The sequence below is a fragment of the Moraxella sp. ZY210820 genome, assembly GCF_030674635.1.
In the GTDB taxonomy this organism is placed as follows: domain Bacteria; phylum Pseudomonadota; class Gammaproteobacteria; order Pseudomonadales; family Moraxellaceae; genus Acinetobacter.
Map to the genome: position 1 here is coordinate 1,552,482 of NZ_CP089978.1, position 15,854 is coordinate 1,568,335.

Consider the following 15,854-nt stretch of genomic DNA (forward strand, 5'->3'; position numbering starts at 1 on the left):
ATGTATAAATCATCACAAAATAGGAGAATAATATGGGAAAAAATATTTCATCTCTAAAAGTATATCATTACATCATACCTATCAACACCTACCTTTTGATAAAAGTGCCAATAATACTTCTACAATATTCATTTGCTGATTTTGTTGTAGTTGTTGATGTAATTGACGATGTTGCTGTTGTTGCTGTTGCCCTTGTGTGAGTAATAATTCAATTTCTTGCGATAAACGTTGTGCATTAGCATCATCTTGAATCAGTTCAACAACATATGGTTGTCGAGCAATAATATTGGGCAAAGAATATGATGAAATTTTTATCAAACGTTTAACAATAAAATAGGTCAGCCAATGTAATTTATACAATACCACCATTGGTCGATGTAATAACATCGCTTCTAATGTCGCTGTTCCTGATGCCAATGCCACCACATCACAAGCTTCCATGACTAAACGCCCAATATTGGATTCTTGCCCATCATTGGCTAGAATTTGCACCACCTGTTGAATGTTCAATGGATAAGTATTTAAATGTTGTTGAATTTGTTGGTATCTCAGCTGATTAATGGCAGGAATCACAAATTTTATATCAGGATATTTTGCTAATAATAATTGGGCTGATGATAATAAAACAGGTAATAATCGTTCAACTTCGCCATTACGACTTCCTGGTAATAAAGCAATATATCTCTGCTGTTGTTGCAACTTTAACTGCTGACGTGCTTGTACGCTATTTTCTTGTAAAGGCAATTGTTCAGCAAGTGGATGCCCCACAAATACCGCAGGTACTTGATATTTTTGATAAAAATCAACTTCAAATGGAAATAAGCACAACACCAAATCAACTGCTTTTTTAATAGCAAATACTCGCTTTTGTCGCCATGCCCACACCGATGGACTGACATATTGCACCGTTTTAATCGGTAAATTTAAATCTTTAATTTTTTTAGATAATCTTAAATTAAAATCAGGTGCATCAATCCCAATAAAAATATCTACAGGATTTTGTACCCAACGCTCAACCAAACCATCTCTCACAGCAAAAAGTTGTTTAATATCCTTTAAAACTTCAACAATTCCCATTACTGATAAAGTTTCCATCGCATAAAAACTCTGAAAGCCTTCGGTAATCATCTGTGAACCACCAATACCTTCAAACTCTATTTCTATATTATAGTTCATCGCATATTGTTTAAAGGCTTGTATCAACTTAACGCCTAAAGTATCGCCTGATACCTCACCAACCACTATACCAATACGTAGTGCCTTTTTTATTTCATTCATCATTACTCTGCCACATTTTCTGTCGCTATTGACGTATTTTCTTGTACAGTCTCTGGTTCACTTGGTTGTAGTTGAATATCTTGTTCAGCTTTTGCTTGTTCTTCTTGCAAACGTTTTGCTTCTTGTTCAGCTTTTAATTCTGCTTGACGTTCATCATAAGCGACTTGCCAATCTTCATTTTGTAGTCGGTAAAATACACTTGGCAAGGTGTCAGGATATTTTTTATCCGCTTTTTGTTGCCATTGTTGATGGGCTTGTAATTCTTCATCTGTTGGTAAAATGACTGTTAAATTGGCTTGAATTGGTGCATAATATTCGGCTAAATTTTGCCCTGTCATGGAAAAACTATCCACAATATCTAATGCTACCTGCCCACCCGTCATCGCCAAATAAACATCAGCTAAGATTTCTGCATCGAGCAACGCACCATGGAATGTACGGTCTCGTTCAGGAATTTCATAGCGTTTAACCAATGCATCTAAAGAATTACGCTGACCACCATGTTTAGCTTTTGCCATCGCCAAAGTATCGGTAACACTACATACATCAGACAATTTACCTAAACCAACTTGTTCAAACTCCATATCTAAGAAGTTCATATCGAAGCTAGCATTATGGGCAATAATTTCCGCACCACGCAAGTAATCATATAGAATTTGAGCAACTTCATTAAAAATCGGCTTATCTAATAAAAATTCATCTGTAATACCATGCACGGTTACCGATTCGCCCACTTCCTTTTCTGGTTGAATATAAATATGAATCGAACTTCCTGTCAATTTGCGATTAATCATTTCAATCGCACCGACTTCAATAATACGGTCGCCATTGGCATGGAAAAAACCTGTAGTTTCTGTATCCAAAATTAATTGTCGCTGACCATGATAAGTTTTATTTGCCGAAGTAATCACAATATGTTCTGCCACTTGTTCAGGCGACATCGCAATACGTTGAGATTTTTTCTTTTTGCGTGATTTTTTCTCAGTTATTTGAACAGACTCATCATTTTGCCCATCATCTAGCATTGATGATACGTCTATTTCAGCTTGATGATTAATTTCATGCTCATCAATTTCAGGTTGCTCTACCTGATATTCATCTGATAAATTCTGCTCTTGTTCTAATTCGTCAGCTTCTTGGTTCCAATCTAAACCGAAGGGATCAGTATTTAACCAATCATTTTCTATGCTTGATGCTTGTTGTATTTTACTTTCAGTTAATGTGATAGGTTCAGATTTCTGTACAGATGCAATAACCTTTAAATCATGATTAACATCAAGCACTTTATATTGTAAATTCGCCTGTTGTAATACAGCATCCACACCACGATTCGCTAACTGATCAGCCATTTCATTACCATGATGTCCTGCATGACCTTTAATCCATTGCCAATCTATAATTCGTCCTTGACACACATCATCTAAAATTTGCCATAAATCAGGATTTTTAACATCTTTCCAATTTTTCTTTTTCCAACCATGAATCCATTGAGTAATGCCTTGATAGACATAATTTGAATCTGTCCAAATTTGAATCGGTACATCTTTAGGACACAACAAAATGCCTTCTATCGCCGCTGTAAGTTCCATGCGATTATTTGTCGTCTTAAGCTCACCACCACAGAATTGTTGTGTGGTATTAGATTGTTGCATATATACACCCCAACCGCCAGCCCCGGGATTACCACGACACGCCCCATCGACATACAACGTAATTTTAGACATTGATACCACCTATTTTCACTTAAATTTGTATATTATTTCACATTAACGTTGTAAATTGACAATCACATAATTAGGCTGACTAACCAAAGCAAACTGTCCACCTAAATTCAACCATAAATACCCTTTGGGTGGTGCTGATAATTGATAATTCTGCCAATCATTAACCCAATAATTCATTTGACGATAGTTCATTGGAATCACATCGCCAACATTGAGTCGTAATGATGATGGGAGATGTGTTTGTTGCACAATGGTTGTTGTTTGTGGGGCATACAAAGCATTACCATGTGTTTGTGTGATGACTTGTGTAATCGGCTGTACATTAGCTGATGAATAATATACCACAGGTGCTTGATAAATCACAACTGGAGCTTGTTGAGTACGATATTGTTGATATTCCTGTGCGGACATCGGCTTAAATGGATGCACCACCACATTTTGACGATCTTGTAATACAGTACTGGTTGGTAAATGACGTATAGTAGTTTGCATATGCTGTTGTGCAGGCACTGAAGCAGGCAAATGTTGTACACTATAAGTGGTGGTTGATTGTTGTACTATCGGCACCTCAATAGAAATCCCCCATGATGTTTTTGCCATAACCATAGGCGACAATATCATCAAGCCTACACATAGAATCTGTTGTTTCATGATTTCACTCAAACACACACAAACACATCATAATGCTGTTTTAATTAATGGACAAGCAGCTAAATCTGCATATAAAGCGTGAACTTGTTCTAATTCAGTAAAATAGAGTTTTGCTGTAATAGAATCATATTTCCCTGTGCGTGATGCTGTGGTTACTAAGCTACTTTCATCAAAATCTGGAAAATGTTTATGTAAAATTTCTACCACAGCTTGACGTAATTCAGCACCAGCCAAACCAATCAATTTAATTGGATAATCCATTGGAAATACCCATAAATGCTCTTGTAACTCACGAGATGGTGTACGATCTAAAGTAGTCATATTAGAAACTCTTTTCTTTATATCAAAAATTATCATCAACAACCTAGATAATAGACTAAATCTAAAATATGCAAAAATGTATATTTTAGTAATTTATCAATAGATTGTACTGAATATTCATATTATGAATATATTATTTAAAAAATCAAGTTGATAAATGTTGCATAACACCTAAAAAATCATAAATAATTAAAATAAATCATAGACATATTACACCTGCAAGATTTCCAGCAACAAGATTAAAATACATTTTATAATTTATTTATCAAATAAATATAATAAAATCTATCGTTCTTTACCATTAAAACTTATACTAAAGATGGTAACCAATTCACAGTTTATCACTTGCTTTTAAAATTAAATCGGTTATAGTATGCACATCTTAGGCTACAAAAGACTATTTTATGAGTTTATGGCAAAAATTGTTTAACAAAGATGAACATGACAATGAACACAAAAATCACATTGCTTGTGTTGAAAATGACTGCTGTTGTCGTACTGATGAACAGTTAATTGAAATGCTCAAAACAAGTGATGATGAAGATGTTATTCATGGTATTAAAAAAGTACTTAATTCACGAGGTTATAGCAAAAAAGAATTAGAATTACTACGCCAACCATTAGTATCATAATTGATAAAAGGTAGATATATGATTGATATATCTACCTTTTATATTTACACAACCTAAATTTAATTACAAATACGTCAAGGCTTGTTGCAATACTTGTTCAGCTTGTTGGGTTGCATCTAAACGTTTAATACGCTCAGGATAATTTTCATATAATTCTTGATAACCTGCATGAACTTTTGCAAAAAAATCATATTTTTCTTGTTCAAAACGGTCTAATTGCCCACGTTGTAATGCACGTTGCAAACCTAACTCAATCGGAGCATCGAGCCAAAAAGTTAAATCAGGCAAAATTGAAACAAATTGCTCATTTAATGCACTAATTTTCTCTAAATCAACACCACGTCCCGCACATTGATAAGCAAAACTTGCATCAACAAAACGATCACTAAGAACAACCTTACCGTGTTGTAATGCTGGTAAAATGACTTGTGCAATATGCTGACTACGAGCTGCATAAATCAATAATAATTCACAATGATTATCCATTTTTTCTTGATGAGTATGTACCAATAACTTACGAATATCTTCGGCTAACGGTGTACCACCGGGCTCACGTGTAATGATTACTTCTTTACCATTCTGGCTAAAATAATCCTGTAAGCCTTGAATTAAGGTGCTTTTCCCTACCCCTTCTGTACCTTCTAAGCTAATAAACATGATTTACTCCTTACCACGAATCACCGCTAAATATTCGGCAACCGCTTGATTGTGCTGTTCTAAAGTCTCACTAAATTTATGTCCACCTTTACCTGTTGCCACAAAATACAAAGTCTTACTATTTTTATTTGGATGTAAAGCAGCATGAATCGCTTTTTGACTTGGTAAAGCAATTGGAGTTGGCGGTAAACCATAAATAGTATAGGTATTATAAGCTGTTGGTGTACGTAAATCTTGTTTAGTAATATTCCCTTGATATCGATCGCCCATACCATAGATAACAGTAGGATCGGTTTGTAATTTCATACCAATTTTTAAACGGCGATAGAACACTCCAGAAACCTCAGCTAACTCTGCATCAATATTACTTTCTTTATCAATAATTGATGCCATAATTAAAGCTTCATAAGGCGTTTTATAAGGTAAATCCGTATCACGTTTTGCCCATTCCTGTTGTAAAATCTGTTGCTGACGTTGATATAAATCCGTCAAAATGCGTACATCTGTTTCACCTTTTTGATAAAAATAGGTATTAGGTGCAAATAAACCCTCAGGATGACTATAAGGAATATTCAATTTTTGCAAAATTTGTTCTGTTGGTAAATCTAAAATCGTATTATTGACTAAAGGATCTTTTTTCAGCATTTGTACTAATTGCTTAAAATTCGTTCCTTCTACCACTGTAATACGATTTAATTGCACATTTTTTGCATTAGATACTAAATCTAATACTTGTTTAATATTCATATTGGGCTTAACTTCATAAATACCTGCTTTTAATGAAGTTTTAAGCATCATTTTTTGATAGAGTTTCAATACAATAGGAAATTTGACATTTTGCTCTACTGCAATACGGTCAATTAATCGACTATAAGTATCACCAGTTTTGATACTAATCGACTGTTGATTTTCTTTTAATTGAAAAGGTTGCATCAACGTTTGATAGCCAACAAAGATAGTAACAACCACTCCCATTAACAGTACCAATAACAATAAACCAAAACCACCTTTTTTAGATGATTTAGCTTCAGTTTGTTTAGATTTGTTTTGTTTCTGTTTTGCCATTATCTTAAAAATCTATATCATCATTCAACTACGATTAAATATCACTATAACCCAAACTTTTTAAAGCACGCTCGTCATCAGACCAACCATCTTTAACTTTTACCCAAAGAGAAAGCATAACTTTTTGTTCAAACATTTTTTCCATATCCGCACGTGCTTCGATACCAATCTGTTTAAGTTTTTTGCCTTTTTCGCCAATCACAATCGCTTTTTGCCCAATACGTTCAACATAAATAGTTGCATCAATATAAGTACACGGTGGTTTGATTTTGCCAGTTTTTTCATTAACCTCTGCTTCTTCAGTTTTAAAGGTTTCAATTTGTACCGTCAAATCATACGGTAATTCTTCACCTAATTGACGCATAATTTTTTCACGAATCATTTCACTAGCTAAAAAACGCTCTGAACGGTCGGTAATTTGTTCAGTTGAATACAATGGTGGAGAAAATGGCAAATATTGCTCAATGGTATCACGCAAATGTTCTAAATTATGATGGCGTAATGCTGAAACAGGAATCACTTCTGCAAAATTCATCAATTTGATACGCTCTTGAATTAAAGGCAATAATGATTTTTTATCTCCTAAAGTATCAATTTTATTAATTACCAAAATTACAGGCATATCCGCATATTTTAATTTTTCTAAAACTAAATCATCATTCTGTGTCCATTTTTGCCCATCAATCACAAATAATACAAGATTAACATCACGCAATGCAGAAGTTGCTGCTTTATTCATCATTTTATTAATCGCACGCACTTCTTTTTTATGCATACCCGGAGTATCAACATAAACCGCTTGCATAGTTTCACGGCTATCAATCCCTACAATTTTATGACGTGTTGTTTGCGGTTTACGTGATGTAATAGAAAGTTTTTGACCCAATAAATGATTCATTAAGGTCGATTTCCCCACATTAGGACGACCTACAATAGCAACAAAACCGCTACGAAAGTTTTGTGGAATTTGTTCTGTTTCAGATTTAAAAAAATCATCAATGATTGATGATTGATGTGTAGATTGTTCCATGACTTAACTCAACTTTATCTTGCTCATTTAGGATAATTTAGGCATTAAACCTAATATTTGTAATATTTCACTTGCTGCATTTTGTTCAGCAAAACGACGACTGCTACCTGTTGCTGTACATATTGGCAAATCAGTAACATAACATTGTACAGTAAATACTTGTTTGGGTGCATCACCTTCAATATGTAACACTTCATAAACAGGTAATGCTTTACGCTGACCCTGTAAATACTCTTGTAAACGTGTTTTAGGATCTTTAAGTTGCTCAGGTTCAGCTAAATCTTTTAGATAAGCTTGATACCATTTTAATACAATATTTTGAACTAATATGAAATCTTGACTATCTAAATAAATCGCTGCAATAATGGCCTCTACCACATCTGCCAAAATTGATTCTCGATTATGACCGCCTGATTTAAGCTCTCCCACACTTAAAATTAAATATTGACTTAACTGTAAATCTTTAGCAATTTTACCTAAAGTCTCTTGACGTACTAAAGTTGCACGCATACGTGTTAAACGTCCTTCATTTTCATTAGGATATTGTTCATATAGTTGTTGTGCAATAATAACACTTAACAATGAATCACCTAAAAACTCCAGACGTTCATAATTACGACTATTGACTGAACGATGAGTCAAAGCACGCTGTAATAAAGCTAGGTCTTTAAATTCATATCCTAAACGTCCCATCAGACGCTGGATATGTAACTTATTGTGCTGTACTTTTGTCAAATTTTTTCTCAAACTTTACAGCAAAATCAACATTCATAACAAAAGGTGCACGAATTTCATAGTTTTTATGTACTTGAATTCCTTGACCTGTTTGAGTAACTTTCATAATGTCACTAGCTTTCAAATCACGGATATTATTCATTGATAGACGATTATCTAAGTCTGATATAAACTTTTGTGGAATAGTTTGTTGGTTACTTGCAGTCACCAATTCCTGAATTTGTTGATTAATCATACGATCATCAAGAAATGCTGGAAATAAGGCAGCACCAATTTTTAAAGCTAAACAGAATAAAATGACCATCGCCATGATACCTGATGCTGAACCTTGTTGAAATTTACGCATTATATAAAATTCCTGTTGAAAGAATAAAAGTTAATTAATTTTACCATTACGTTCAAGTGTAGGCAATTTAAATCCTGCATCTTTATGCATCCACACATAAAAAGCACGACCTATTAAATTTTGTTCAGGAACAAATCCCCAAAAACGACTGTCGGCACTTTGATCACGATTATCACCCATAACAAAATAATGCCCTTCAGGTACAGTAAATTCAACTGTTTGCACTAAACTTGGAAAACCTGCAACAATTGCTGAACGTTGAAAAGCTTGACGTTGTTGCATAACTTGTTGAGAAACTTCATCTCTAAATTGCAAATAGGCCTTTGCTTGTTCATCAGTTTGTTCAGTAGAAACTTGTTGAATGATGTGTTGCTTATCACCAATTTGCTCATGATATAACCCACCAGCCATTGCAATATCCAATACCTGATTATTTTTATCTTGTTCTGTAAAAACAATATTTTTTTGTTCTACTTGTGTTTGACTATAGGTTTGACCATTAACTGAAATCACACCATTTTCAATTTTTACTGTATCACCAGACACAGCAATAACACGTTTAATATAGCTTTGTTTTGGATTTTCAGGATAACGAAATACTGCCACATCACCTGCTTTAGGCTCACCAACTGGAATAACTTTTGTATGCACCAATGGTAAACGTATACCATAATCAAATTTATTGACAAGAATAAAATCACCCACTTCTAAATTCGGCATCATCGATTCTGATGGAATATTGAACGGCTCATATAAAAATGAACGTACAAATAATACCACCGCCAATACAGGCCAAAAATCATATGCCCAAGCAATGATAAAATTCTCATTGCCACGTCCTTTCTTTTCACGTTGTTTTAGTACCAGTTTATCGAGTAACCACAATAAAAAGAAAACCAGTGTAGCAGGCACAAGTATTAAATTAAAATCAAAATCCATCATCAACCGCCCTATTTCTTATCAACTTGAAGTACAGCTAAAAACGCTTCTTGTGGAATTTCTACGCTACCCACTTGTTTCATGCGTTTTTTACCTTCTTTCTGTTTAGCCAATAATTTTTTCTTACGGCTCACATCACCACCATAACATTTTGCCAATACATTTTTACGCATGGCTTTTACCGTTGAACGTGCGATAATTTGTGAGCCAATCGCTGCTTGAATTGCTACATCAAACATTTGACGTGGAATCAAATCTTTCATTTTTTCTACTAGAGCAATACCACGATGACGAGCATCATTACGATGGCAAATCATGGCTAAAGCATCTACTTTTTCACCATTAATTAATACATCTACTTTAACTAGACTTGAGCTTTCAAAACGTGCAAAACTATAATCAAGCGATGCAAAACCACGAGAGCATGATTTTAAACGGTCAAAAAAATCCATCACCACTTCAGCCATTGGTATTTCAAAAGTCAATGAAACTTGATTACTCAAAAATTTCATGTCTTTTTGCACTCCACGTCTTTCGATACACAGCGTCATCACATTACCTAAATAATCTTGTGGCACAAGAATATGACATTCAGCAATTGGTTCACGCAAATCTTCTACTGTACCACCTTCAGGCATTTTTGATGGACTATCGATATAAATGGTATCACCTTTTTTAGTTACTGCTTCATACACTACCGTTGGAGCAGAGGTGATTAAATCTAAATCGTATTCACGTTCAAGACGTTCCTGCACGATTTCCATGTGGAGCATACCTAAGAAACCACAACGGAAACCAAAACCTAAAGCGTCAGAACTTTCAGGTTCAAAAAATAATGCTGAATCATTGATTTGTAATTTTTGTAGTGCTTCACGGAATGGCTCAAAATCACTCGCATCAATTGGGAATAAACCTGCATAAACTTGTGGTTTAACCTTTTTAAAACCTTCAAGTGCTTCTACTTCAGGTGTGCTTGCTAAGGTAATAGTATCACCCACTGGGGCTCCAAAAATATCTTTAATGCCCGCAATCACAAAACCAACTTCACCTGCTTCAAGCATATCAGTTTCAGTATGTTTAGGATTAAAGACCCCAACTGATGTTACAGGATGGGTTTGCCCTGTCGATTTTACCAACATTTTATCACCTTTACGAATACGACCATGTTTGATACGCACTAACGACACCACGCCCAAATAGTTATCAAACCAAGAATCGATAATTAAGGCTTGTAATGGTGCATCACGGTCGCCTTGTGGTGCGGGAATAACATCAACAAGACGTTCTAAAACGCCTTCAATACCCAACCCTGTTTTTGCCGAACAGGTTGGTGCATCAGTCGCTTCAATACCGATAATATCTTCAATTTCTTGAATGACACGTTCAGGTTCGGCTTGTGGTAAATCAATTTTATTTAAAACAGGTAAAACTTCTAAATTTTGTTCAATCGCAGTATAGCAGTTAGCAACCGATTGAGCCTCTACCCCTTGAGCGGCATCAACGACCAATAACGCTCCTTCACAAGCCGCTAACGAACGAGATACTTCATAAGAAAAATCCACATGCCCCGGTGTATCAATAAAATTCAGTTGATATTCTTGTCCATTTGGGTGCGTATAATACAGCGTTACTGATGCCGCTTTAATGGTAATACCACGCTCACGCTCTAAATCCATTGAATCAAGCACTTGCTCTTGCATTTCACGGTCTTGCAAACCACCACACGTTTGAATAAAACGGTCGGCAAGTGTTGATTTGCCATGGTCAATATGAGCAATAATCGAAAAGTTGCGTATATTATTGATATTTACTGATTTTTTAGCGATTGCCATAGATAAACCCAAACCATATGTGTCATCATACACATAAAAGAATACTTAAAACTTTACACTGAAGGTGAATAAATTCTTATTCTAACACATTTTTCATATAACGAGTATGTACATTTTCATATCATCAACAAAAAAAGCTAGAACAATGTCCTAGCTTTTTTCTTTATACCAAATACCAATTTAGCTTACACGATTTTCTTGCTTTTTCTCGCCTGTTAAAGTTTTTTTCACTTTAACTTTAGTGCTTGTTTCTGCTAAAGGTTTTGGCTTTTTAGTTAGTGCCAATGGTAAAATATCATCGATACTATGCACCGCTTTAATATCCAAACCATCTTTCACATTTTGTGGAATGTCATCTAAATCACGTACATTTTCTTCAGGGATAAATACTAATTTAATACCACCACGATGTGCTGCCAATAATTTCTCTTTTAAACCACCAATACGCAATGCACGACCTGCCAATGTCGTTTCACCTGTCATAGCAATATCTGCACGAATTGGAATATTGGTAAATGCTGACACTAAAGCAACTGTTAAAGCTAAACCTGCTGATGGACCATCTTTCGGTGTTGCTCCTTCAGGTAAATGCACATGAACATCTGTCTCTGCAAAACGGCTAGCTTCAATACCTAATTCTTTTGCACGAGTACGAACTACAGTCATTGCAGCTTTAATTGATTCTTGCATCACATCGCCCAACGAACCAGTGGTTACAAAATTACCCTTACCAGACATAATCGCTGATTCAATGGTTAATAATTCACCACCCACTGATGTCCAAGCTAAACCATTCACACGACCCACTTGTGCTTTTTGTTCAGCCTGACCATAATCAAATTTGTAAACTCCTAAATAATCATCTAAATTTTCTTTATTAATAACGACCTCAAGATTTTTTGATTTTTTCAATACTGCTTCTTTCACTACTTTACGAGAAATCTTAGAAATTTCACGTTGTAAATTACGCACACCCGCTTCACGTGTATAACGGCGAACAATATCTCGTAACGCTTCACTTTCAATATTTAATTCTCGCTCACGCAAACCATTATCTTTGATAGCACGAGGAACTAAATAACGCTCAGCAATATTCACTTTTTCATCTTCAGTATAACCTGACAAACGAATCACTTCCATACGGTCAAGTAAGGCTTCAGGAATATTCATACTATTTGCCGTACACACAAACATTACTTCAGATAAATCTAAATCTAAGTCTAAATAATGGTCATTAAACTTATGATTTTGTGATGGATCAAGCACTTCCAATAATGCCGATGCTGGATCACCACGATAATCTTGTGCCATTTTATCAATCTCATCAAGTAAAAATAATGGATTTTTCACGCCAACTTTACTTAATGATTGTACAATCTTACCCGGCATTGCCCCAATATAAGTACGGCGATGTCCACGAATTTCCGCTTCATCACGTACGCCACCTAAAGCCATACGCACAAATTCACGCCCTGTTGCTTTAGCAATTGATTCACCCAAACTCGTTTTACCTACTCCAGGTGGTCCAACCAAACATAAAACTGGACCTTTGATTTTTTTCACACGTGATTGAACAGCTAAATATTCCAAAATACGTTGTTTAACTTCATCTAAACCATAATGGTCTTGATTTAAAATATCTTCTGCTTTAGCAAGTTGAATACTCACTTTACTCGCTTTATTCCACGGCGTTTCTAAAATAGTTTCCAAATAAGTACGCACCACTGATGCTTCACTAGATGATGAAGGCATCATTTTCAATTTACGCAACTCACTTTCCGCTTTTTTACGCACTTCTTGCGGTAAATCAGCTTCTTCTAAACGTCGTGTTAAATCGATATCATCCTCTTCACCATCTTCCAAACCAGACAATTCACGTTGAATCACTTTTAATTTTTCATTTAAGAAGTATTCACGTTGATTTTTATCAATTTGCTTTTTGGCTTTATCTTGAATTTCATCTTCAAGTTGTTGCTCTACAAATTGTTCCATTAAGAAATTACTTAAAGTATCAATATGTGCAACAATATTATCTTGCTCTAAAAATTCTTGTTTAGTTTCCACCGATAATGGTACACGTGTCGCCACAAAATAAACGGATTGCAAAATATGGCTAAAACGTGATAAAGCATTAATTAATTCACGACTATTTTTAAGTTTACTTTCTGCATAACGAGCAAATGATTTACGCAAACTATCAATGTGCATTTTTTCTTGTTTTGCACTCAAATCTACCGTCATTGGTGCAAGCGTATAAGTTGCATTGAAATGGCTTTCATCTTCATTCACTTTTTCTAATTTAACACGATGTAAACCTTCAATTAAAACCTTAATACAGCCATCTTCCTGCTCATGATTCACCACTTGGATAATACGAGCAATCGTTCCATATTGGTAAAAATTATGAACATCAATTGTTTCATTTAATGAATCTTTTTGACTTACTACAAGCACTAAATTATCCTGACTACGTGCTTTTTCTACGGCGTTAATAGACTTTTCACGACCAACAAATAGAGCAATTTGCATATGCGGATAAACCACAACATCACGCAATGCCAAAAGTGGCAACACTTCTGGTAACTCTGGGGAATTTTGACTCTCTTCATGTGTAAGATCAGACATAATATTATCTCTCTGTTGGTTTTAGCAGGTTGTAATCAACTTAATATACATATAATGATGGATAATCTCAAAATTACAAGGGCTAAAATGAAAAAATTACATAATTTAACTATCTAAATGTAAGGACTGCAAACTATTTTGCCAAATTTGTGGTGCAATATCATCAACCGAACGATTCAGCACCTGTGCTAAGCCTTGTAATACATAAGGCAAATTTGCTGGTGTATTACGTGTACGTTGCCCTACAATTTGACAACATAAGGGCGTCATATCGGGACAATCTGTTTCTATCACTAAATGTTCAACACCTACAGCTTTCACGACTTGAAGTAGCTTTTTCGCATTAGGATTAGTGATTTGCCCTGTAATGCCGAGCTTAAAACCCATTTTAATAAAGGCTTTTGCTTCTTCTACACCACCACTAAACGCATGGGCAATACCGCCAGCTTGAAATTTATGCTGTTTCAATATTTGTAAAACATCCGCATGTGCTTTACGAATATGTAACAAGATAGGTAAATCAAACTGCTGTGCTAACTCAATTTGTGCCTGAAAAAACATTCGTTGTCGATGCTGCATTTCAGTGGTTTTATGCTCATCTAAAAAACGATCTAAACCAATTTCACCTATCGCAATACAATCATACTGTATTAAAAATTGCTCTAAATCATTAAGATGTTGTGTTTGATGTTGCTCAATATAAATCGGGTGTAAACCCGGTGCAAGATAACTTTGGGGTACATCATGCCAGTGTTGCATTTGTTGATGTGTATGCAATAAATCAGCAAATCGACTTTGCATTAGACCGATTAAAATCAGTTTTTCCACCCCATTTACTTTTGCCTGTTGAGATAATTGCAAACGATCATTCGCAAAATCTTCTACATCAAAATGTGTATGCGTATCAAATAATGGTAACATCATCATCTATCCATTGATTTTTTAGGATAAATGTGGAAATAAAATTTTGTAAATATCTTCTTTCACCATTGCCTTACCTTGCTCTGGTGTTAAATAAATATCAAATATCGGTGCATCAGCACTAATTTGCCCTTTACGATAATGTAAACCTATACCACCTTGATCAAAAAACCAATCCGCTTGCCCCCAATATAGAACATCGGGTAATTGAGCTTTTATTTTAGCACTTTGTTTTTCACGCCACTCTTTATAATAAGTTTGAATAATTTCATGTAAACGATGTTGATGGTCATCTTTTAAAATATCCAACAACTTTAAACCTTTATTTTGCTTTCGATCAAACACAAAATAATAGACTTGATTATCAACCACTTGTGAACCTTGTTGGCTATGCACCATGAGTTGAATCAAGACATAATTTTGTCTTTGTAAAGCAATACGTGTTGCCATTTGCAAATTAAACGCTTTATTTTTCTTATCTTCTGCACGCCACGCATCAGATTTCTTCACATAAGCATCAACTGATTCTTGCAAAGTCAAATTTTGATTTAAACCAATTTGTTGCTGAATGACATAACCTTGACTACGAGCAATCCATTGATTGACATCATCATTTTGTGTACTCACACTTTGAATACTCATATTCAAACAGTCTTTTTTTTCACAAAAAGGCATAGCATAATCTGCCGCTTGAATTTTGATATTCAACGGTGCTAAAGTACGCTCTAATTCGGCTTGCTGTTCCACGCTCAGCTTTGAATCATCTTGGCAAGCTGTTAAATGAGCCAACAATACACACATTGGCACTACTTTTAACCAATATGACAAATAATTGTTCATCATTTTCTATATAACTTTAACTTTGCTTAACGAGCATATTAATGTAAACCTATAAATTTATCAAGTGTTTAATTTAAAATTATGAGATGAATTTGCTTTTTTATAAAGCAAAAGATAAATTATTCGTATTAGCTTTATTATTTTATTTAACCTATACTTAGTAAGTTTGATACAATAAAAAACTCAAGTAACATTCTCTTAGTTAAGCCGATTATCTTAATAATGCAGGGATAAATCATATTCACTAAACAGAAAAAA

The 15,854-nt window shown here is 34.7% G+C and carries 15 protein-coding genes; 1 reads left to right on the top strand and 14 read right to left on the bottom strand.

Annotated features, from left to right (window positions below; all coding sequences use genetic code 11):
• Positions 1-81 precede the first annotated feature (81 nt).
• Genes lpxB through LU301_RS07740 form a run of 4 tightly spaced genes read right to left on the bottom strand, consistent with a single transcriptional unit; the run spans position 82 to position 3,974 of the window.
• The gene (lpxB, locus tag LU301_RS07725; RefSeq protein WP_305269424.1) at positions 82-1,278 is read right to left on the bottom strand and encodes a lipid-A-disaccharide synthase; all 1,197 of its coding nucleotides are present in this window, start codon (positions 1,276-1,278) and stop codon (positions 82-84) included.
• Positions 1,279-1,280: 2 nt separating this feature from the next.
• Complete coding sequence (dnaQ, locus tag LU301_RS07730; protein WP_305269428.1) at positions 1,281-3,002, bottom strand: DNA polymerase III subunit epsilon; 1,722 nt, start codon at positions 3,000-3,002, stop codon at positions 1,281-1,283.
• A gap of 42 nt (positions 3,003-3,044) precedes the next feature.
• Positions 3,045-3,653, bottom strand: a complete 609-nt coding sequence (locus LU301_RS07735) for an RcnB family protein (RefSeq protein ID WP_305269430.1) — start codon at positions 3,651-3,653, stop codon at positions 3,045-3,047.
• 27 nt (positions 3,654-3,680) lie between these two features.
• Positions 3,681-3,974: a YbeD family protein gene (locus LU301_RS07740; protein WP_305269432.1), complete on the bottom strand. Its 294-nt coding sequence runs from the start codon at positions 3,972-3,974 to the stop codon at positions 3,681-3,683.
• A gap of 404 nt (positions 3,975-4,378) precedes the next feature.
• Between LU301_RS07740 and LU301_RS07745 the strand changes: the two genes are divergently transcribed.
• On the top strand, positions 4,379-4,606 hold the full coding sequence (locus LU301_RS07745) for a hypothetical protein (RefSeq protein ID WP_305269435.1): 228 nt from the start codon (positions 4,379-4,381) through the stop codon (positions 4,604-4,606).
• A gap of 63 nt (positions 4,607-4,669) precedes the next feature.
• Here the strand turns inward: LU301_RS07745 and tmk are convergent, their stop codons facing one another.
• The 10 genes from tmk to LU301_RS07795 form a co-directional block, all read right to left on the bottom strand.
• Complete coding sequence (tmk, locus tag LU301_RS07750; RefSeq protein WP_305269438.1) at positions 4,670-5,263, bottom strand: dTMP kinase; 594 nt, start codon at positions 5,261-5,263, stop codon at positions 4,670-4,672.
• Positions 5,264-5,266: 3 nt separating this feature from the next.
• A complete protein-coding gene (gene mltG, locus LU301_RS07755; RefSeq protein ID WP_305269442.1) occupies positions 5,267-6,328 on the bottom strand; it encodes an endolytic transglycosylase MltG in 1,062 nt (353 codons plus the stop codon).
• Positions 6,329-6,362: 34 nt separating this feature from the next.
• Positions 6,363-7,358, bottom strand: coding sequence for a GTPase Era (gene era, locus LU301_RS07760; RefSeq protein WP_305269445.1), 996 nt, complete (start codon positions 7,356-7,358; stop codon positions 6,363-6,365).
• Positions 7,359-7,385: 27 nt separating this feature from the next.
• Positions 7,386-8,051: a ribonuclease III gene (gene rnc, locus LU301_RS07765; RefSeq protein ID WP_305274019.1), complete on the bottom strand. Its 666-nt coding sequence runs from the start codon at positions 8,049-8,051 to the stop codon at positions 7,386-7,388.
• A gap of 19 nt (positions 8,052-8,070) precedes the next feature.
• The gene (locus LU301_RS07770; protein ID WP_305269449.1) at positions 8,071-8,439 is read right to left on the bottom strand and encodes a DUF4845 domain-containing protein; all 369 of its coding nucleotides are present in this window, start codon (positions 8,437-8,439) and stop codon (positions 8,071-8,073) included.
• 30 nt (positions 8,440-8,469) lie between these two features.
• Positions 8,470-9,378 carry a signal peptidase I gene (gene lepB / locus LU301_RS07775; RefSeq protein ID WP_305269452.1) on the bottom strand — a complete coding sequence of 303 codons (909 nt, stop codon included), beginning with the start codon at positions 9,376-9,378 and terminating at the stop codon, positions 8,470-8,472.
• An 11-nt stretch (positions 9,379-9,389) separates the two neighbouring features.
• Positions 9,390-11,210, bottom strand: coding sequence for a translation elongation factor 4 (gene lepA / locus LU301_RS07780; protein ID WP_305269456.1), 1,821 nt, complete (start codon positions 11,208-11,210; stop codon positions 9,390-9,392).
• Positions 11,211-11,390: 180 nt separating this feature from the next.
• The gene (gene lon / locus LU301_RS07785) at positions 11,391-13,835 is read right to left on the bottom strand and encodes an endopeptidase La (RefSeq protein ID WP_305269459.1); all 2,445 of its coding nucleotides are present in this window, start codon (positions 13,833-13,835) and stop codon (positions 11,391-11,393) included.
• Positions 13,836-13,940: 105 nt separating this feature from the next.
• Positions 13,941-14,759, bottom strand: a complete 819-nt coding sequence (locus tag LU301_RS07790) for a TatD family hydrolase (protein WP_305269462.1) — start codon at positions 14,757-14,759, stop codon at positions 13,941-13,943.
• A gap of 18 nt (positions 14,760-14,777) precedes the next feature.
• Positions 14,778-15,599 carry a hypothetical protein gene (locus tag LU301_RS07795; protein ID WP_305269466.1) on the bottom strand — a complete coding sequence of 274 codons (822 nt, stop codon included), beginning with the start codon at positions 15,597-15,599 and terminating at the stop codon, positions 14,778-14,780.
• Positions 15,600-15,854: the final 255 nt, after the last annotated feature.

Bases quoted from the DNA above. Each gene is read 5' to 3' on its own strand.
- LU301_RS07790 (WP_305269462.1), bottom strand. From the start codon at position 14,759: ATGATGTTACCATTATTTGATACGCATACACATTTTGATGTAGAAGAT.
- era (WP_305269445.1), bottom strand. From the start codon at position 7,358: ATGGAACAATCTACACATCAATCATCAATCATTGATGATTTTTTTAAA.
- tmk (WP_305269438.1), bottom strand. From the start codon at position 5,263: ATGTTTATTAGCTTAGAAGGTACAGAAGGGGTAGGGAAAAGCACCTTA.
- lepB (WP_305269452.1), bottom strand. From the start codon at position 9,378: ATGGATTTTGATTTTAATTTAATACTTGTGCCTGCTACACTGGTTTTC.
- rnc (WP_305274019.1), bottom strand. From the start codon at position 8,051: ATGGGACGTTTAGGATATGAATTTAAAGACCTAGCTTTATTACAGCGT.
- LU301_RS07745 (WP_305269435.1), top strand. From the start codon at position 4,379: ATGAGTTTATGGCAAAAATTGTTTAACAAAGATGAACATGACAATGAA.
- lon (WP_305269459.1), bottom strand. From the start codon at position 13,835: ATGTCTGATCTTACACATGAAGAGAGTCAAAATTCCCCAGAGTTACCA.
- LU301_RS07740 (WP_305269432.1), bottom strand. From the start codon at position 3,974: ATGACTACTTTAGATCGTACACCATCTCGTGAGTTACAAGAGCATTTA.
- LU301_RS07770 (WP_305269449.1), bottom strand. From the start codon at position 8,439: ATGCGTAAATTTCAACAAGGTTCAGCATCAGGTATCATGGCGATGGTC.
- mltG (WP_305269442.1), bottom strand. From the start codon at position 6,328: ATGGCAAAACAGAAACAAAACAAATCTAAACAAACTGAAGCTAAATCA.
- lepA (WP_305269456.1), bottom strand. From the start codon at position 11,210: ATGGCAATCGCTAAAAAATCAGTAAATATCAATAATATACGCAACTTT.
- dnaQ (WP_305269428.1), bottom strand. From the start codon at position 3,002: ATGTCTAAAATTACGTTGTATGTCGATGGGGCGTGTCGTGGTAATCCC.
- LU301_RS07795 (WP_305269466.1), bottom strand. From the start codon at position 15,599: ATGATGAACAATTATTTGTCATATTGGTTAAAAGTAGTGCCAATGTGT.
- LU301_RS07735 (WP_305269430.1), bottom strand. From the start codon at position 3,653: ATGAAACAACAGATTCTATGTGTAGGCTTGATGATATTGTCGCCTATG.
- lpxB (WP_305269424.1), bottom strand. From the start codon at position 1,278: ATGAATGAAATAAAAAAGGCACTACGTATTGGTATAGTGGTTGGTGAG.